Origin of the sequence: Streptomyces sp. NPDC087310, assembly GCF_044744405.1 — a bacterium.
In the GTDB taxonomy this organism is placed as follows: Bacteria; Actinomycetota; Actinomycetes; order Streptomycetales; family Streptomycetaceae; genus Streptomyces.
Genome location: NZ_JBIUYF010000003.1, coordinates 224,287 through 242,252, shown reverse-complemented (window position 1 = coordinate 242,252; position 17,966 = coordinate 224,287). Strand labels below are relative to the sequence as shown.

The 17,966-nt window shown below is 71.3% G+C and carries 15 protein-coding genes; 7 read left to right on the top strand and 8 right to left on the bottom strand.

The annotated features are described in order from the left end of the window. Positions 1 to 138: 138 nt before the first annotated feature. From ACIO3P_RS11630 to ACIO3P_RS11620, 3 genes are all read right to left on the bottom strand, one after another. Positions 139 to 849, bottom strand: a complete 711-nt coding sequence (locus ACIO3P_RS11630) for a PadR family transcriptional regulator (RefSeq protein ID WP_401849046.1) — start codon at positions 847 to 849, stop codon at positions 139 to 141. Positions 850 to 1,000: 151 nt separating this feature from the next. Next, entirely contained in the window at positions 1,001 to 1,774 is a 774-nt protein-coding gene (locus ACIO3P_RS11625; protein ID WP_401849044.1) for a hypothetical protein, read from the bottom strand. An 83-nt stretch (positions 1,775 to 1,857) separates the two neighbouring features. Next, positions 1,858 to 3,534: a protein kinase gene (locus tag ACIO3P_RS11620; RefSeq protein WP_401849043.1), complete on the bottom strand. Its 1,677-nt coding sequence runs from the start codon at positions 3,532 to 3,534 to the stop codon at positions 1,858 to 1,860. Positions 3,535 to 3,967: 433 nt separating this feature from the next. Here ACIO3P_RS11620 and ACIO3P_RS11615 point away from each other — a divergent pair, with 433 nt between their 5' ends. Then, on the top strand, positions 3,968 to 5,581 hold the full coding sequence (locus ACIO3P_RS11615; RefSeq protein WP_401793681.1) for a protein kinase: 1,614 nt from the start codon (positions 3,968 to 3,970) through the stop codon (positions 5,579 to 5,581). Between the two features lie 100 nt (positions 5,582 to 5,681). Here ACIO3P_RS11615 and ACIO3P_RS11610 read toward each other — a convergent pair whose 3' ends face one another. From ACIO3P_RS11610 to ACIO3P_RS11600, 3 genes are all read right to left on the bottom strand, one after another. Beyond that, a complete protein-coding gene (locus ACIO3P_RS11610; RefSeq protein WP_401849041.1) occupies positions 5,682 to 6,620 on the bottom strand; it encodes a phosphotransferase in 939 nt (312 codons plus the stop codon). Between the two features lie 225 nt (positions 6,621 to 6,845). Further along, entirely contained in the window at positions 6,846 to 7,262 is a 417-nt protein-coding gene (locus ACIO3P_RS11605; RefSeq protein ID WP_329828286.1) for a pyridoxamine 5'-phosphate oxidase family protein, read from the bottom strand. 217 nt (positions 7,263 to 7,479) lie between these two features. Next, a complete protein-coding gene (locus tag ACIO3P_RS11600) occupies positions 7,480 to 8,139 on the bottom strand; it encodes a response regulator (RefSeq protein WP_401794053.1) in 660 nt (219 codons plus the stop codon). 324 nt (positions 8,140 to 8,463) lie between these two features. Between ACIO3P_RS11600 and pdhA the strand changes: the two genes are divergently transcribed. The 3 genes from pdhA to ACIO3P_RS11585 are packed head-to-tail and all read left to right on the top strand — an operon-like array spanning position 8,464 to position 12,211. After that, positions 8,464 to 9,699, top strand: coding sequence for a pyruvate dehydrogenase (acetyl-transferring) E1 component subunit alpha (gene pdhA, locus ACIO3P_RS11595; protein WP_329828287.1), 1,236 nt, complete (start codon positions 8,464 to 8,466; stop codon positions 9,697 to 9,699). Positions 9,700 to 9,701: 2 nt separating this feature from the next. Continuing rightward, complete coding sequence (locus ACIO3P_RS11590; protein WP_401793687.1) at positions 9,702 to 10,727, top strand: alpha-ketoacid dehydrogenase subunit beta; 1,026 nt, start codon at positions 9,702 to 9,704, stop codon at positions 10,725 to 10,727. A gap of 14 nt (positions 10,728 to 10,741) precedes the next feature. After that, positions 10,742 to 12,211: a dihydrolipoamide acetyltransferase family protein gene (locus ACIO3P_RS11585; protein WP_401849039.1), complete on the top strand. Its 1,470-nt coding sequence runs from the start codon at positions 10,742 to 10,744 to the stop codon at positions 12,209 to 12,211. 83 nt (positions 12,212 to 12,294) lie between these two features. On the opposite strand, the gene ACIO3P_RS11580 is transcribed toward ACIO3P_RS11585, so the two are convergent. Both ACIO3P_RS11580 and ACIO3P_RS11575 read right to left on the bottom strand, forming a co-directional pair. Continuing rightward, a complete protein-coding gene (locus ACIO3P_RS11580; RefSeq protein ID WP_401849037.1) occupies positions 12,295 to 13,227 on the bottom strand; it encodes a D-alanyl-D-alanine carboxypeptidase family protein in 933 nt (310 codons plus the stop codon). A gap of 274 nt (positions 13,228 to 13,501) precedes the next feature. Further along, positions 13,502 to 14,434: a bifunctional DNA primase/polymerase gene (locus tag ACIO3P_RS11575; protein ID WP_401849036.1), complete on the bottom strand. Its 933-nt coding sequence runs from the start codon at positions 14,432 to 14,434 to the stop codon at positions 13,502 to 13,504. Positions 14,435 to 14,830: 396 nt separating this feature from the next. On the opposite strand from ACIO3P_RS11575, the gene ACIO3P_RS11570 reads away from it, so the two are divergent. From ACIO3P_RS11570 to ACIO3P_RS11560, 3 genes are all read left to right on the top strand, one after another. Next, positions 14,831 to 15,145, top strand: a complete 315-nt coding sequence (locus tag ACIO3P_RS11570; RefSeq protein WP_329828293.1) for a hypothetical protein — start codon at positions 14,831 to 14,833, stop codon at positions 15,143 to 15,145. 305 nt (positions 15,146 to 15,450) lie between these two features. Next, positions 15,451 to 16,056, top strand: a complete 606-nt coding sequence (locus ACIO3P_RS11565) for a SigE family RNA polymerase sigma factor (protein WP_401849034.1) — start codon at positions 15,451 to 15,453, stop codon at positions 16,054 to 16,056. 213 nt (positions 16,057 to 16,269) lie between these two features. Continuing rightward, entirely contained in the window at positions 16,270 to 17,952 is a 1,683-nt protein-coding gene (locus ACIO3P_RS11560; RefSeq protein ID WP_329828295.1) for a long-chain fatty acid--CoA ligase, read from the top strand. Positions 17,953 to 17,966: the final 14 nt, after the last annotated feature.

Below are 17,966 nucleotides of genomic sequence, written 5' to 3'. Positions count from 1 at the left end.
CCGGGACCGTGAGCGCGATCGTTCGGTCCGGCCCGGCCGGATCCGGCGGGACGCGGGCGGGGGTGCGTCCCGCCGGATCCGGCCGGGAGGCGGAGCCGGCGGTCGGCCGCCGGGATCGGCGGCCGGCAGGCGGTGGTGTCAGCGACCGCCGGACCGGTGGGGCCCCTTCACGGGCGTCCGGCCGGAGGGCGCACCGGACGCGGCACCCGACGCGGCACCGGACACCGTGCCGGACGCGCCGTCCGGCGGATCGTCCGTGGGTGTGCCCGAGGGGGTGCCCGTGGCTCCCCCCGCAGTCAGGGCCTCGCGCACCGGCACCATCGAGAGCCGGATCAGCCGGGACTCGCAGTGGTCGAGCCAGCGCGCCTCGGCCTCCGTCTGGAAGATGAGCTGTTCCAGGACGAGCAGCCAGGCCACCTCGTCCCGGTCCGTCGGTACGGCGTCCAGCGCCTGCGCCTTGAGCCGGGTGTAGTCCTGCATCGCCTTGATGGTGTGGCGGCGCTGCGACTGGATGACCTCCCGGATGTCGACACCCGGCGCGCCCACCGCCATGGCGAGCTTGATCGCCAGCTCGTCGCGGGGCGGGCTGGCCCGGTCGACCGGCGTACGGAACCAGGACTTCAGCTCCGTACGGCCGGCGGGCGTGATCACGTAGAGCGCGTGCCCCGCCTCGTCCTCGCCGTCCTGGGAGACCATGCCGTCACGTTCCAGACGGCTGAGGGTGGTGTAGACCTGCCCGACGTTGAGCGGCCAGGTGGAACCCGTGCGTGACTCGAACTCCGTGCGGAGCTGAGAGCCGTAGCGCGGGCCACGTTCCAGGAGGGCGAGAAGCCCATGGCGAATCGACATACTCAGTATGTATACCGAGTATGTCGTGGCCCGCAAGCTACCTGAGGGGGACGCTATAAGTACGCCGTAAGGACTACACGGCTGTCAGGGGCGCGCCGGAGAAGCGCTCCGGAAGCGCCAGGAAAGAAAGAACGCGCAGGTGGCGAGGGGGTCAGTGGCGGCGGAGCCGCAGGCCGAGAAAACCGAGCCCCAGCCCGATCAGCGTGATCCCGGTGCCCAGGGTCAGTACGGAGACGGGCCGCCGTGACGCGTTCGTGACAAAGGCCGTGCCCCGCTCGCGGGCCGTGTCGGGGGCCGGGGACCGGGGCGCCGAGGATGTCTCGGGGATCGGCGCGACCGCCTCGGGGAGCGCCTCGTCCTCCCCTGCCGCCTCTTCCTCGTCGTCCTCCCGGGGGGTCCGCGCGGGCCGGTCCGGCCGCGCGCGTGAGGGCGACGCGGAGGGGGACGCCGGCGCCTTGCCGGAGGGGCGGGCGGCGTCGGCGGACGGTGCCGCGGAGGTGGCGGGGGCGGGCGTGGCCGGCGGCTCCTTGCCGGGGCGTGTGGCCGCCGCGCTCGCACCGGTCTGCGGATCGCGCCCCGTACCGCCCGTACCGCCCGTCCCGCTGCCCGCGTCGTTCCCGGGGTCGTTCTCGTGGTCGCTCCCGGAGTCCGTGCCCCCGTCGCTCTCGGCGCCGACCGCCGGCCCCGCCTCCTCGGGCCGTACGACCTGGCCTCCCGTCGGCCTGCCCGGCCGGGGGCGCCCCTCGCCCGCGGGACGTACCGCCGACGGCGCGGCGGGCTCCGGCTCCACCACGGACGTCCCGGGCGCCCCGGGCGGCCCGGACTCCTCGGCGTATGCGACGGGCGCGACGGGTGCCACCATCAGCAGCGCCGCGACGGCGACCGCGGCCACGCCCGGGAGGTGGAACGAGGGAGTCGAACTCACCGACTCAGCGTCACATGGGACACCGGAACCGGCATCTCGGACGTTTCGTACAAACCGTCGCGGAACGAGAGGGACCTACGTGACTAGCCCGCGTCCCCCGTGGAGATCGTCAGCTCGAACTGCTGCTCCTCGGGCAGGACCGCCGAGCCCGGTTCGGGGTACTGGCTGATCACGATGTCCTCGGCCTGCGCCCCGTCGTCCTTCTTCTTCGGCTCCGACCAGGTCCAGCCCGCCTTACGCAGGCAGTCCTTCACCGAGATGATGTCCTTGTACCGCAGGTCGGGGGCGAGCACCTTCGACGGGTCCAGGCTGTCCTCGGACGCGTCCGTGCACTTGTCGGAGTCGATCGTCCGGTTCCGCTCCGGGTCCCGGTGGTCCGCCGACACCGGTGCGCTGCTGGTACCGGCGACCGGGTCGGTCTTCTCGTCGTCCGAGCCGCCGTTCATCGAGAGGGCGGTGATCAGGCCGCCTATCGCCAGGATCGCGACCGCGATCGAGCCCACGACCACCGGGGTGTTCCGCTTGCCGCCCCCGCTGCCGCCACTGCCCGCACCGGAGCCGGAGGAGCCGTGCGGGGAGACGCTGTACCCCTGCGGCGCGGTCGGCGCGGGGGTCGAGTACGCCGGGGACGCCTGCGGATAGCCGTAGCCCGCGCTCTGCGCGTGGACCGGCGGCGGGGTCTGCACGGGGCCGTACGGGGAGGCAGGGGCGGGCGTCGGCGCGCCGTACGGGTTCGGCTGGTACGGCGTCTGTACGCCGCCCTGCGCGCCCTGCGCGGTCACCTGGCCCGACTGGTCCACCGGCGGGAAGACCGCCGCGCCCACGCCCGAGCCGCTGGTGTGCTGCGGGGCGCCCGGCACGATCGCGGGGGCGCCCGGCTGCCCGGCCGTCAGGACGCGCGCGCACTCGTCGCGCATCGCGTCCGCGCTCGGGAAGCGCTCGTTGGGGTTCTTCTTCAGCGCCCGCGCGACCAGCGCGTCCATCGCCGGTGTGACCGACCGGTTGATGCTGGAGGGCGCGACCGGCTCCTCCTGGACGTGTGCGTATGCGATCGCCAGCGGTGAGTCCGCGTCGAACGGCAGCCGGCCCGTCAAAAGCTGGAAGAGCATGATCCCGACCGAGTACAGGTCGGAGCGGGCGTCGACGCCGCGTCCCAGCGCCTGCTCGGGCGAGAGGTACTGCGGCGTACCGACGACCATGCCGGTCTGCGTCATCGACGTGACACCCGACTGCATGGCGCGCGCGATGCCGAAGTCCATCACCTTCACGACACCGCGCTTGGTGATCATCACATTGCCGGGCTTGATGTCCCGGTGGACCAGGCCCATCTCGTGGCTGGTCTCCAGCGCGGCCAGCACATCGGCCGTCACCTTGAGCGCCTTGTCGGCCGGCATCGCACCGTACTGCCCGATGTCCTGCTGGAGCACGGAGCCGAGCGGATGCCCCTCGACGTACTCCATGACGATGTACGGCATCACGGCGCCGTCGAGGGTGTCCTCGCCGGTGTCGAAGACGGAGACGATGTTGGTGTGCGACAGCTTGGCCACGGCCTGGGCCTCGCGGCGGAAGCGCTCGCGGAAGGACTGTTCGCGCCCCAGCTCGGTGTGGAGTGTCTTGATCGCGACCTGGCGGTCGAGCGCCGAGTCGTACGCGAGATATACGGACGCCATCCCGCCCTCGCCGAGCAGATCGCGGAGCTGGTACCGGCCGCCCGCGACCGAACCGCCCGCATAGCGGCCCCGTGCGCCGTCGTGGCTCATGACTGTGCTCCCCCTCGGCGCGCGTGGACGCGGTCGTGCTCGCGCGGCGTTCTCGCGGCGATACCGGCAGTACCCGCGACAACGGCGATACTGGCGCGGTGATCCCTTATTACTGGCCAAGTTTGCCGTAGGGCACTGACACGTCAAGCCGGGTGCCCGTTCCGTGACCGTAGACACAGCAAGCGTCTCGGAAGCGTTACAGGAACCGCACGTAATTTGCATGGGCAGCGCGGCAACGGGTTTCATGACCGGTCCATCCTGGACCGGCGTGTCACCGGGAGGCTGTAGCGTGAGGTGCCATAGCCACCCCTGAGCAACCCTCCCAGGTCCCCAACACGCAGACACACAAGCTTCACAGAGATCCTGAGACCCACAGACCACCCGCGGACCGCGCGCGCGGCCACCACGCGGACAGACACGACGGCGAGGACTGATGGCACCCGAACCCGAAGCAGGCGGCGGAGTGCCGGATGCGGCGGACTCCTGGGGCGACAACGGATTGGTCGGCGGGATGGTCGGCGACGGCCGCTACCGCATGACCCATCGCCTCGGCCGCGGCGGCATGGCCGAGGTGTTCGCGGCCGAGGACGTACGGCTCGGGCGCATCGTCGCCGTGAAGCTGCTCCGCGCCGATCTCGCCGAGGACCCGGTCTCCAAGGCCCGCTTCACGCGTGAGGCGCAGTCGGTCGCCGGCCTCAACCACCACGCGGTGGTGGCGGTGTACGACTCGGGCGAGGACACCGTCAACGGGCAGACCGTGCCGTACATCGTGATGGAGCTGGTCGAGGGCCGCACCATCCGCGATCTGCTCGTCAGCGCGGAGGCCCCGCCGCCCGAGCAGGCGCTGATCATCGTCTCCGGTGTGCTGGAGGCGCTCGCCTACTCGCACCAGCACGGCATCGTCCACCGCGACATCAAGCCGGCGAACGTGATCATCACCGACGCGGGCGCGGTCAAGGTGATGGACTTCGGCATCGCGCGCGCCCTGCACGGCGCGCAGTCGACGATGACCCAGACCGGCATGGTCATGGGCACGCCGCAGTACCTCTCGCCCGAGCAGGCCCTCGGCAAGGCGGTCGACCACCGCAGCGACCTGTACGCCACGGGCTGCCTGCTGTACGAACTGCTCGCCCTGCGGCCCCCGTTCACCGGTGAGACCCCGCTCTCCGTGGTCTACCAGCACGTCCAGGACATCCCCGTGCCGCCCTCCGAGGTCGCGGACGTGGCGCCGCCGGAGCTGGACGGTCTGGTCATGCGTTCGCTCGCGAAGGAGCCGGACGACCGGTTCCAGAGCGCCGAGGAGATGCGCGGGCTCGTCCAGTACGGCCTGCAGATGATCCAGCAGCAGGGCAGCCACACCGGAACGTGGAACACCGGCCCCGTCGACGCCCACATGATGGGCGGCAACACCCCGGCGATGGGGATGTCGGCGACGACGGCGATGGGCCACCCGCCGGGCGCCGAGACCGCGCAGGGTCCGATACTGCCGCCGATGAACCCGAACGACGGCGGTTACGACGGCGGCCACCACGGCAACGGCGGCGGTCGCGGCAAGCTCTGGCTCTTCGTCGCGCTCGCGGTGATCGCCGTCATCGCGGGGGTCGCGTTCGCGGTGAACAACATGGGCGACACGGACACCGGCAAGGACACCAAGAACCCGACGACGAACTCCCCGAGCCAGGAGGAGACGAGCCCGAGCCCGTCTCCCTCCGAGTCGGAGTCCTCGCAGGACAGCGATACGGAGACGTCCACGGGCGGCAACGAATACCCGAGCTACGAGGAGACCCGGAAGCCGTCCTGGTCGCCGAGCCCGTCGCTGGAGCCGTCGGACGACACACCGAGCTCCCCCGACCCGGGCACGGGGGACGCAGGGACGACCGAGGGCGGGGGCGGCACCGACCCGTCGAGCGACCCGTCCACCGGGCCGACCGGCAACGACGACACCGAGCTGCCCGGCGGTCCCGGGTCGGTCACGACCGGGGTGACCGGCGATACGGGCACCTCCACCGGCGCGGACGCGGGCGCCGACGCGGGCGGCCAGGGCTGAGACGGCGTGACGGGGCCGGCCGCCGATGCGGCCGGCCCCGTCGGCGTTCGGTCGCGGTGGCCGCTCCCGGGCCGGCCCGCGCGGCCGGTCCCTGCGGCGGTCAGTCCGTGAACGCGTCGCGGACCGCCTCGTACTCCCGCGTCCACCAGACCGCGAGGGCCGACACCGCGGCGAACAGCGGGTCGGCCCTCCGGTCGTCCAGCATGTAGCGCCACCGCAGTATCCAGAAGTCGTTGAGCCGCTCCCACCAGACCCGGTGGACCGCCGCGGCCAGCTCGCAGGCGTCCGCCCCGGCCGCCCGGCGGTAGGCCCGCGCGTACGCCCGTACCTTGGCCAGCTCCAGTTCCCCCGTCGGCCGGACGAAGAAGATCGCCGCCGCCCGTACGGCCTCCTCGGCGCGCGGCTGGACGCCGAGCCGGTCCCAGTCGACGATCGCGGCCGGCTCCGCCCCCCGGTAGAGCAGGTTCAGCGGATGGAAGTCGCCGTGCACCCACCCCGTCGCCGGCTCGGTGCCGGGCGGCGGGCGGCGGTGGGCATGGCGCTCCAGCAGCTCCCTGCGCTCCACGAGCCGGTGCTCGGCCAGCGAGTCGAAGACGTCGCGGTGGGCCCGGCCGCGCGCCAGGACGAGGAGTTCGTCGATGAGCGCGAAGGTGTCGGCGGGGTCCGGGCTGAGATACGCGAGCGCCGCAGGATCCGGCTCCATCACCCGCTCCAGGCAGGTGTGCACCAGCCCGAGCAGCCCGCCGAGGCGCCGCGACGCGCGGGCGGTGAGCTGCGCGCCGTCCCGGTGGCTGCCCTCGACCCAGGGGTGCAGCGCGTAGCAGCGCCCGCCGATGACGGCGACGGTGTCCCCGTCCGTGGACTCGACGGGCGGCGCGACGGGCACGCCGAGCGTCTGGAGCCGCTGCGTGGCGCGGTGCTGGTGGGCGATGGCCTCGTGGTCGCCGTCGAGGTGGTGCTTGAGGAAGTACGCGCCGCGGGTGGTGCGGAGCCGGTAGCCGCGGTTGAGGAGCCCTTGGGCGACGGGTTCGCACGACAACGGGTCGCCGGTGTTCCGGTAGCGGCGGAGCAGCAGCCGGACGGGCGGGGCCGGGAGGTGGGGGGTGGTACGAGGGGCGGGAACAGGGGTGGTGCGGGGGGCGGAAACGAGGGCGGTAACGGGCGGAGCTGTGTGGCTGGCACGAGCGGCGGCGGGCCGGGGGATGACGGCGGTCGCGGCAGGCGCAGCGAGTTCATATGAGCGCGGCACTTGTCAGATGTTAGATCACGCAGCGTGTTGACTCCGTCGCTCGTCGGCACAGTCGAGCGTGTGTACGGTTATGAACTGGGGTGTAAGCCGCATATAGACCGGATCGAACGGTTCGCCGTCCACATGGTGAGGTCCGGCGCCAAACATTTCGATTTCCGAGGGGGTCGGCTCGATGAGCTCGGCCGTTCCGGTGAACTGGACCGACCAGAGGTCGTCCCCGCCGCTGCCGTAGTTGTCCGCCCCGTACGCCACCACCCCGCCGCCGCACGCCTGGTGGTATCCGTGCCCCGCGTGCATTCTCAGGAGGACCGAGCCCTCCGTCACCACATGGCGGGCCGGAGCCACGAACGGCATGGCCCGCATGCTCGTCGCCACGCGTCCGTACGGCACGCGGCTGAGCAGGTCGATGGCGCGGAGTTCCTCGGTGGACATGCCGTCCACTCTCCGTCGTCGAGGCCGCCTCCACCAGGGGAGACGGCCCCTGAACCATGGGACGTTGGTCCCGATTAGGACCCGGTGCGCCGCGGTACGAGGGGACGACGGCGCGGCAGTACGGAGAGGCCGTGGCGCCGCGGCAGTACGGAGAGGTCGTGGCGCCGCGGTACGAAGAACCCCGTGCGCCAGGGAGCCGTGGGCCGGCGGCCCCGGGTCAGCGCTTCTCGGCCTGGAGCCGGGCCACGTACGCCGCAGCCTGCGAGCGCCGCTCCATCCCCAGCTTGGAGAGCAGGCTGGAGACATAGTTCTTGATCGTCTTCTCGGCGAGGTGGAGCCGCTCGCCGATCGCCCGGTTGGTCATCCCCTCACCGATCAGATCCAGGATCCTGCGCTCCTGGTCGGTGAGGCCGGACAGCTTGTCGTCCGCCTTCGGGCCGTTCCCCGTACGCAGCCGCTCCAGCACCCGCGCCGTCGCCACCGGGTCGAGCAGCGACCGGCCCGCCGCCACGTCCCGTACGGCCGTCAGCAGTTCGTTCCCCCGGATCGCCTTCAGTACGTAACCCGAGGCGCCGGCCATGATCGCGTCGAAGAGCGCCTCGTCGTCCGCGAACGACGTGAGCATCAGGCACTTGACGGACTCGTCCTTGGATCTGACCTCCCGGCAGACCTCGACGCCGCTGCCGTCGGGGAGCCGTACGTCCAGCACCGCAACGTCGGGGCGCGTCGCCGGAATGCGGGCGATCGCGTCGGCCGCCGTGCCCGCCTCGCCCACCACCTCGATGTCGTCCTCGACCGAGAGGAGTTCGAAGACTCCCCGGCGGACCACTTCATGGTCATCAAGCAGGAATACCCTGATTTTTCCTTCTTCGTGCACAGAATTCAGTCTCACACACTCACCCCTTCCCTGCCGCTGATCAGCGGGATAACGTGCCGTTGTTCCGGCGGCCTGCGAGGCTGTGACCAGTGGTTGTTCCAGACTTTGCCGATTTACTTGGAAATCCAAGCAAAATTGCAGGTCAGATGGGGTTTCGCAGTAATGCTGCCCACTGGGTAACGTGCCTGTGACAGGGCGCTCGCCGGGGCACCTGTCACGTCTGTCCCGACCTGGTCGCACCCACCCGCGTGCGCCTGGTGGTACAGGCGAGCCGCACTGGTTCCCGGCGGATCCCGGGGGCCGGACAGACGGAGGAGCACGCACGTGACCGTGGAAAGCACTGCCGCTCGCAAACCGCGACGGAGCAGCGGTACCGGTACCAAGCGCGCGAGCGCGAAGAAGACGGCCAAACCGCAGCCTTCCGGGCCGGATTCCCCGCCGCACGCCGGGCCGGGTTCCGAGCCGCAGCTCGTCCAGTTGCTCAGCCCCGAGGGCGAGCGCCTGGACCACCCCGAATACTCGGCCCTCATCGCCGACATCACCCCCGAATCCCTGCGCGGGCTCTACCGGGACATGGTCCTGACCCGCCGCTTCGACGCCGAGGCCACCGCCCTCCAGCGCCAGGGCGAGCTGGGACTCTGGGCGTCGCTGCTGGGCCAGGAGGCCGCGCAGATCGGCTCGGCGCGCGCGCTGCGCGACGACGACTACGTCTTCCCGACCTACCGCGAGCACGGCGTCGCCTGGTGCCGCGGGGTCGACCCGACCAAGCTGCTGGGCATGTTCCGCGGGGTGAACCACGGTGGCTGGGACCCCAGCACGAACAACTTCCACCTCTACACGATCGTCATCGGCTCGCAGACCCTGCACGCCACCGGCTACGCCATGGGCGTCGCCAAGGACGGCGCGGACTCCGCCGTGATCGCGTACTTCGGGGACGGCGCCTCCAGCCAGGGCGACGTGGCCGAGTCGTTCACCTTCTCCGCCGTCTACAACGCGCCGGTCGTCTTCTTCTGCCAGAACAACCAGTGGGCGATCTCCGAGCCCACCGAGAAGCAGACCCGGGTGCCGCTCTACCAGCGCGCACAGGGGTACGGCTTCCCCGGCATCCGCGTCGACGGCAACGACGTCCTGGCGTGCCTGGCCGTGACCCGGTCCGCGCTGGAGCGGGCGCGCCGGGGCGAGGGGCCGACGCTGGTCGAGGCGTTCACGTACCGGATGGGCGCGCACACCACCTCCGACGACCCGACGAAGTACCGCGCGGACGAGGAGACGGAGGCGTGGGAGGCCAAGGACCCGATCCTGCGGCTGCGCCGGTACCTGGAGCGTGAGGGCCAGGCGGACGAGGCGTTCTTCGCGGAGCTGGACGAGGAGAGCGAGACCCTCGGAAAGCGGGTACGTGACGTGGTACGGGCGATGCCGCAGCCGGACTCCATGGCGATCTTCGACCATGTCTACGCCGACGGGAACGCGCTCGTGGACGAGGAGCGGGCGCAGTTCGCGGCGTACCAGGCGTCGTTCGCGGATTCCGGGCCCGCGGGTTCCGCCGAGGGGGACAACTGATCATGTCGGCATCCGTACAGACCGCGGCGCCGAACGGCGTGCAGAAGCTCCCGGTCAAGAAGCTCCCGATCGCGAAGGCGATCAACGAGTCGCTGCGCACAGCGCTCGAAACCGACCCCAAGGTCCTGATCATGGGTGAGGACGTCGGCAAGCTCGGCGGCGTCTTCCGCGTCACGGACGGCCTCCAGAAGGACTTCGGCGAGGGCCGGGTCATCGACACCCCGCTCGCCGAGTCGGGCATCATCGGCACGGCCATCGGACTGGCCCTGCGCGGCTACCGCCCGGTGGCGGAGATCCAGTTCGACGGGTTCGTCTTCCCGGCGTACGACCAGATCGTCACGCAGCTCGCGAAGTTGCACGCCCGCTCGCTCGGCAAGATCAAGATGCCGGTCGTGATCCGTATCCCCTACGGCGGCGGCATCGGCGCGGTCGAGCACCACAGCGAGTCGCCGGAGGCGCTGTTCGCGCATGTGGCGGGGCTGAAGATCGTCTCGCCGTCCACGGCGTCGGACGCGTACTGGATGATGCAGCAGGCCATCCAGAGCGACGACCCGGTGATCTTCTTCGAGCCGAAGCGCCGCTACTGGGACAAGGGCGAGGTCAACACGGAGGCCATCCCCGGCCCCCTCCATGGGGCAACGGTCGCCCGGGACGGCACGGACCTCACCCTGGTGGCGTACGGCCCGATGGTGAAGGTCTGTCTGGAGGCCGCGTCGGCCGCGGCCGAGGAGGGCAAGTCGCTGGAGGTCGTCGATCTCCGGTCGATGTCGCCGATCGACTTCGACACGGTCCAGGCGTCGGTGGAGAAGACCCGCCGGCTGGTCGTCGTGCACGAGGCGCCCGTCTTCTTCGGTTCGGGCGCGGAGATCGCCGCCCGCATCACGGAGCGGTGCTTCTACCACCTGGAGGCGCCCGTCCTGCGCGTCGGCGGCTACCACGCGCCGTATCCGCCGGCCCGGCTGGAGGACGAGTACCTCCCGGGCCTGGACCGGGTGCTCGACGCCGTCGACCGCTCGCTCGCGTACTGAGGAGTGCCGTGACCATGACTGCTGAAACCTCCGCCCGGTACCGGGAGTTCAAGATGCCCGACGTGGGCGAGGGGCTCACGGAGGCGGAGATCCTCAAGTGGTACGTACAGCCGGGCGACTCCGTGACGGACGGCCAGGTCGTGTGCGAGGTGGAGACGGCGAAGGCGGCCGTCGAGCTGCCCATCCCGTACGACGGGGTGGTGCGCGAGCTGCGCTTCGAGGAGGGCACCACGGTGGACGTGGGCGCGTCCATCATCACGGTGGACGTGGCGCCGGGGAGCGACGGGGAACCGCCCGCGTCGGCCCCACCGGCTTCTTCAGCTCCTGAGAAGGCGCAGAAGGAGCCGGAGGCCCCGGACGCGGCCCCCGCGGGCAGCGGCCGTACGCCGGTGCTGGTCGGCTACGGGGTGGCCGAGGCGTCGACGAAGCGCCGCCCGCGCAAGGGCGGCATTCCGACGGCCGCCCAGCCCGCCCAGTCCGCCCCGGTGCCTCCGGTGGCTTCGGTGCCCTCGGTGCCGGAGCAGGTGAACGGCCACGCGAGCGCGGCGGCCTCCGCCCGCCCGCTGGCCAAGCCGCCCGTACGGAAGCTCGCCAAGGACCTCGGCGTGGATCTGGCGACGGTGACGCCGTCGGGCCCGGACGGGATCATCACCCGCGAGGACGTCCACGCGGCCACGGCCCCGGTACGGGAACGCCCCGAGGCCCCGGCTCCGTCCGTGCCGGTCTCCGCCCCGGCCCCGGTCCTCACCCAGGAGCCCGCGCCCGCGCAGCCCTCCGGCACGGCCAGGGAGACCCGTATCCCCGTCAAGGGCGTACGGAAGGCCACGGCCGCCGCGATGGTGGGCAGCGCCTTCACCGCGCCGCATGTCACGGAGTTCCTTACCGTCGACGTGACCCGCACGATGAAGCTGGTCGAGGAGCTGAAGTCCGACAAGGACATGGAGGGTGTGCGGGTCAGCCCGCTGCTCCTCGTCGCCAAGGCGCTTCTGGTCGCCCTCAAGCGCAACCCTGACGTCAACGCCGCGTGGGACGAGGCCCGTCAGGAGATCGTGCTCAAGCACTACGTCAACCTGGGCATCGCGGCGGCGACCCCGCGCGGTCTGATCGTCCCGAACATCAAGGACGCGCACGACAAGACGCTCCCCCAACTGGCCGAGTCACTGGGCGAGCTGATCGCCACGGCCCGCGAGGGCAGGACGACCCCGGCGGCGATGCAGGGCGGCACGGTGACCATCACCAACGTCGGCGTCTTCGGGGTCGACACCGGTACCCCGATCCTGAACCCGGGCGAGTCCGCGATCCTCGCGGTCGGCTCGATCAAGCCCCAGCCCTGGGTCCACAAGGGAAAGGTCAAGCCACGCCAGGTCACGACCCTGGCGCTCTCCTTCGACCACCGGCTCATCGACGGGGCGCTCGGCTCGATGTTCCTCGCCGACGTGGGGGCGGTCCTGGAGCAGCCGAAGCGCCTGATCACCTGGGCGTAGCGGGACGAGGAAAGGACGGCCGGACCTGGTGGTCCGGCCGTCCTCTCGTTGTCTGTGCCGTGTGCCGCCTTACCGCGTCGCTTCTAGTCGCGCTGCGCGTTCGACGGGAGCGTACGGAGCTTCATCGTCTTCGCGGTCGAGGCGCCGAAGCCGTGGTCGAGCATCTTCGCCGCGTCCTTGTAGCGGTCGGTGCCGTTCAGGACGACGCCGACGAGCGTCTTGCTGCCGCGCGTCGCGGCGAACACCAGGCAGGGCCCGGCGGCGGTGCCCGTACCGGTCTTGATGCCGATGGCGCCGCTGTAGGAGCCGAGGAGCTGGTTGGTGTTGTACCAGGTGTACGTGCGCGTGCCGCCGTTCGCGGCCGGGGCCGCGGCCTTGTACGACGTGGCCTTGACGACCGCGCGGAAGTTCGCGTTCTTCATGGCGTACTGCGCGATCTTCGCCAGGTCGCGCGGCGTCGTGTAGTTGTTGCCGCCGCCGGAGATCCCGTCGAAGGAGTCGAACTTGGTGTTGGTGAGCTTCAGTTCCTTGGCCTTCGCGTTCATCTTCGCGATGAACGACTTCGTACGGGCCGCGTTGGTGGAGCCGGTGCCGTACGTGTCCGCGAGGGCGTACGCCGCGTCGCAGCCGGAGGGCAGCATCGTCCCGTACAGCAACTGACGGACGGTGAGCTTGTCCCCGGTACGCAGGTCGGCGGTGCTCGCGCCCTCCTTGGCGACGTAGTCGCGGTACGCCTGCTTGACGGTCACCTTGCGGTTGAGGTCCACGCCCTTGGTGCTGAGCACCACGGCGGCCGTCATGATCTTCGTCGTGCTCGCCATCTGGCGCCGCGTGTCGGCGGCCTTGCTGTAGACCGTGGCGCTGGACGCGTTGTTCAGGACGAACGCGCCCTTCGCGGAGACGGTCGGGGCCGCCGCGGCGGCGGGGGCGGTGGTCGCCGCCTGCGCGGGCGCCGACAGGGCGGAGACGGAGAGCAGGGCGCCGGCGCTGAGGGCGATCACGGCGGATCTGCGCACGCCCGGGTGGGTGGATATCAAGGAAACACTCCGAGTTCGCGGATGCGGTGAAATGCAGTGAGTGCTGTGAAGTGCGGTCAGGTGCGGTCAAGTGCGTCTGGAAGGCGACGAAATGGGGCCGCTCTGGGCTCCGATCAAGGAAGGGGTCCGTAGAGGAGACCTGTGAAGGCGCCGGAAAGATGCACGGATCCAGGTAATCATTTCGGAAAAGATGATCAGCGCCCGCGTCCCGCAGTGATCGCCCCGTCGTGATCACCTCGCAGCAGTGATCGCCTCAGAGGCGGGATGTGAGGCGGGCCGCCGAGGCGATCGTGGCGCGCGCCTCGTGCTCGTTCAGGCCCGTGCGGACGGCAGCGTCGACCAGCGCCTCCGCGAGCGCGTCGCCGAAGCCGTGCTCGTACGCCCGGCAAGCGGCCCAGAACAGCCGGGTGTTGCGCTGCCCCTCGTGCGCGGCGAGCACGAACTGCACCAGGCCGTGGCCGCGCGCGGGCCGGTCCTGCGCGTGGCGGGGCCCGGCCGGGGGTGTGAGCAGCCGTAGCAGGGCGCGCGGGCAGGGCGCGGGCGCGAGTCCCGCCGTCCCCGGGGCGAGCCGGTAGGCGCCGCGCGCGGTGACCGAGCCGGGGCCCACGAGGTAGCCGCCCGCGCCGCGCACGTCGATACCGGGCGCGAGCCGGCCGGCGGAGTTGGGCACGACGACGTTCGGCGGGCCGGTCAGCCAGATGTGCCGGCCGCCGCTGGGCGTCAGAACGACCACCGTCTCCGGCAGCGTGAAGAGGTGCTGGAAGGCGAGGTGCTGGAGCGCGGCCACGGAGTCCGGCGCGGGACCGCGCAGCGGATCCCGTACGGGGCCCCGTAGGGGATCGGAGGCGGCGGCCCCGGCGGCGGCCCCGTGCGCCGGGCCGATGTCGAGGTCGATGCCGATGAGCTGGTGCGGCGGCCGCCCGCAGGCGATGCCGTACCCCGTGGCCCAGGGCGCGGCGGCGAACAGCGCGCGCACCTCCGCCGGGTCGGTGGTGGCGTCGTGCACGCCGTGGCCGGGACGCCCGCACTCACCGCGGCAGAGGCTCGGCTCGGGCCCGCCCCGGTGCGGTGAGCGCAGGGCGGGGAGCTTGGTGGGGGACAGGGGGATGACGGGGAGCCCGCGCTCGGCAGCGGACAGCGCGTGCGCGAGGGCCAGGGTGGCGGTGTGCCGGACGGTGGTGGCCATGGATCCATGTTCGTACAAGCGTTCGAAGAAAGGAAGGGGGGAGTGGGAGAGGGTGGCCGGGGGACGGGACGTAACGGTTGATTTCGATGCCGGGGCGAAGGGTCTCCGGGAGGTCCGCCGAAAACGCTTCACCCCTTGCGACGGAAGGTGCGTGGGCCCGCGCCCTCCCGGATCGGCCCTGCGTGCGCGGGGTGGGATGGGGCTTTGGGGGCGCATTGGGGGTTTATCGACTTGTCCTCACGCTTGCGGGGGAATCGATTCCTCCGGGGTGGTTCCGGGGGGATTCGGTGGGCAATTCTGAGGTCGCGACGTCGCCAGCACCACCGGGTCGGTCGGCCAACCGCCCGGGTTCGAAATGCACTTCCCGCCGTACTTCTGGTTCCTGGAGGAAATGACATGGCAAGCTTCCGTACCGCTCGTGCCTTCGCCGCTGTCGCCGCGCTGCCCCTGGCCGCCGCGCTCTTCACCGGGGTGGCAAGCGCCGACAACGGCGCCCTCGCCAACGACGGATCGAACGCCAGCGCGGCGTCGATCAGCGGCAGCGGGGTGGGCGGTCACAACTTCGGCAACTCGACGACCACACAGCAGGTGGCGTCGGGTGCCGGGGCGTCCAACCAGAACAACACCGCGAGTGTGGTGGGCTCGGGCTTCACCTCGATCGATCAGTCGAACGAGAACATCTCGGTAAATTTCACCCACCTCTGGTGGTGAACGCGGCCCGACGGGGGGCGTGACTGAGGGGTGAACGACGTCCTGCGCGGCGGTGCTTCGGCACCGTCGCGCAGCCGTATGTCCGGCGCCATGTCCGGCGCCATGCCTGGCGTCGTGTCGGGCGTCATGTCGGGCCCCGTACCCGGGCCGTGCGAGGCGGCGCGCGGGGGCGGCCCCTACAGTCCGCGCGCGCCGTTCTCCACCTTCAGGAGGTGGAGTGGCCCCCACCCCTACACCCTGAGGCGGACATGGCTTCGGGACCTGGGGCCGATCCCCCGGGCAGGCCCCGCTCCTAGCGTGGAGCCATGACCACGACTGTCTGCCCGAGCGCTTCCACAGCCGCCAAGCCGGCCGCCAAGCCGGCCGCCAAGTCGGCCGCGCAGTACTCGCCGTACGTCACCCACGCGCCGTATCCGCCCTACACGTCGTTCTCGTCGTACGTACGGGCGCGGGGGCCCGTGCTGCTGCGTACGGCACGCTCGCTCACCGCCAACCCCTCCGACGCGGAGGACCTGCTCCAGACGGCGCTCACCAAGACCTATGTCGCCTGGGACCGGATCGAGGACCACCGGGCCCTGGACGGCTACGTCCGCCGGGCCCTGCTGAACACCCGCACCTCGCAGTGGCGCAAGCGCAAGGTCGACGAGTTCGCCTGCGAGGAGCTGCCCGAACCCGCGGGCGTGCCGGAGCCCGACCCCGCCGATCGTCAGGTGCTGCACGACGCCATGTGGCGCGCGGTGATGAGACTCCCCGACCGTCAGCGGGCCATGGTGGTCCTGCGGTACTACGAGGACCTCAGCGAGGCCCAGACCGCCGAGGTCCTCGGCGTCTCGGTCGGCACGGTCAAGAGCGCCGTGTCCCGCGCGCTCGGCAAACTCCGTGAGGACCCGGAACTCTCCCCCGCACGCTGACGATCCGGACAGATCCCCCTCAGGGGATGGTCGGGGGGTGGTCAGGGGAAGGTCCGGGGGAGGACCGGGGCGATCCGCCGGTAGGCCGGGCGGTCCGGGGTAGTGACATACCAAGCGGTACGCGCGCAGAATCTCGGCAGCGAAACATCGCCGCGACGAGTCGTCACGCGACGAGACACGCGCCGCGACGCCAACGCCCACCGGGAGGACGCCGTGCTGAGCACCATGCAGGACGTACCGCTGACTGTGACCCGCATCCTGCACCACGGGATGACCATCCATGGAGCGTCACAGGTCATCACCTGGACCGGTGGGAGCGAACCGCAGCGCCGCAGCTTCGCCGAGGTCGGCGGGCGCGCGACCCAGCTCGCCGGCGCCCTGCGCGACGCACTCGGCGTCACCGGCGACGAACGGGTCGCGACCCTCCTGTGGAACAACTCGGAGCACGTCGAGGCGTACTTCGCGATCCCCGCCATGGGCGCGGTCCTCCACACGCTCAACCTCCGCCTCCCGCCCCAGCAGCTCGTCTGGATCGTCAACCACGCCGCCGACCGCGTGGTGATCGTCAACGGCTCGCTCCTCCCGCTGCTCGCCCCGCTCCTCCCGCACCTGCCCACCGTCGAACACGTCGTCGTCGCGGGACCCGGCGACCGCACCGCGCTGGACGAGGCCGTGGCGGCGCGCACGGCGACCGGGGCGCCCGTACAGGTGCACGCGTACGAGGAGCTGATCGCCGGCCGTCCCACCGCCTTCGAGGCGTTCGACTGGCCCGAGCTGGACGAACGGTCCGCCGCGGCCATGTGCTACACCTCGGGCACCACCGGCGACCCCAAGGGCGTCGCCTTCTCCCACCGCTCCATCTACCTGCACTCGATGCAGGTCAACATGGCCGAGTCGATGGGGCTGACGGACAAGGACACCACGCTGATCGTGGTGCCCCAGTTCCATGTGAACGCCTGGGGACTGCCGCACGCGACGTTCATGACCGGCGTCAACATGCTGATGCCCGACCGTTTCCTCCAGCCCGCCCCGCTCGCCGAGATGATCGAGCGCGAACGGCCCACCCACGCCGCCGCCGTCCCCACCATCTGGCAGGGACTGCTCGCCGAGGTCGCCGACCGCCCCCGCGACCTGACCTCGATGGCCCGCGTCACCATCGGCGGCTCCGCCTGTCCGCCGGCCCTGATGGAGGCGTACGACAAGCTCGGCGTACGGCTCTGCCAGGCATGGGGCATGACGGAGACCTCACCCCTCGGCACGATGTCCAACCCGCCCGCGGGCCTCACCGCCGAGGAGGAGTGGCCGTACCGCATCACGCAGGGCCGCTTCCCGGCCGGTGTGGAGGCACGGATCGCCGGGCCAGGCGGCGGCTTCCTGCCCTGGGACGGTGAGTCGGCCGGTGAGCTGGAGGTCCGCGGACCGTGGGTCGCGGGGGCGTACTACGGGGGCGCGGGCGGCGAGCCGGTCACGCCGGCGGACAAGTTCAGCGAGGACGGCTGGCTGCGGACCGGCGACGTCGGCGTCATCAGCCCCGACGGCTATCTCACCCTCACCGACCGCGCGAAGGACGTCATCAAGTCGGGCGGCGAGTGGATCTCCAGCGTGGAGCTGGAGAACGCGCTGATGGCGCACCCGGACGTGGCGGAGGCGGCGGTCGTCGCCGTACCGGACGAGAAGTGGGGCGAGCGGCCGCTCGCGACGGTCGTCCTCAAGGAGGGCGCGAGCGCGGACTACGCGGAGCTGAAGGAGTTCCTCGCCGGGAGGATCGCGAAGTGGCAGGTGCCGGAGCGGTGGTCGGTGGTGGACGCGGTGCCGAAGACGAGCGTCGGCAAGTTCGACAAGAAGGTGATCCGCAAGCAGTACGCGGACGGCGAGCTGGACGTGACGAGCGTGTAGGCGGCTGTACGTAC

What these genes read in the sequence shown, in the direction of transcription:
- ACIO3P_RS11630 (WP_401849046.1), bottom strand. Translation starts at nt 849, where the DNA reads ATGTCGATTCGCCATGGGCTTCTCGCCCTCCTGGAACGTGGCCCGCGC.
- ACIO3P_RS11620 (WP_401849043.1), bottom strand. Translation starts at nt 3,534, where the DNA reads ATGAGCCACGACGGCGCACGGGGCCGCTATGCGGGCGGTTCGGTCGCG.
- ACIO3P_RS11615 (WP_401793681.1), top strand. Translation starts at nt 3,968, where the DNA reads ATGGCACCCGAACCCGAAGCAGGCGGCGGAGTGCCGGATGCGGCGGAC.
- ACIO3P_RS11605 (WP_329828286.1), bottom strand. Translation starts at nt 7,262, where the DNA reads ATGTCCACCGAGGAACTCCGCGCCATCGACCTGCTCAGCCGCGTGCCG.
- ACIO3P_RS11590 (WP_401793687.1), top strand. Translation starts at nt 9,702, where the DNA reads ATGTCGGCATCCGTACAGACCGCGGCGCCGAACGGCGTGCAGAAGCTC.
- ACIO3P_RS11585 (WP_401849039.1), top strand. Translation starts at nt 10,742, where the DNA reads ATGACTGCTGAAACCTCCGCCCGGTACCGGGAGTTCAAGATGCCCGAC.
- ACIO3P_RS11575 (WP_401849036.1), bottom strand. Translation starts at nt 14,434, where the DNA reads ATGGCCACCACCGTCCGGCACACCGCCACCCTGGCCCTCGCGCACGCG.
- ACIO3P_RS11570 (WP_329828293.1), top strand. Translation starts at nt 14,831, where the DNA reads ATGGCAAGCTTCCGTACCGCTCGTGCCTTCGCCGCTGTCGCCGCGCTG.
- ACIO3P_RS11565 (WP_401849034.1), top strand. Translation starts at nt 15,451, where the DNA reads ATGACCACGACTGTCTGCCCGAGCGCTTCCACAGCCGCCAAGCCGGCC.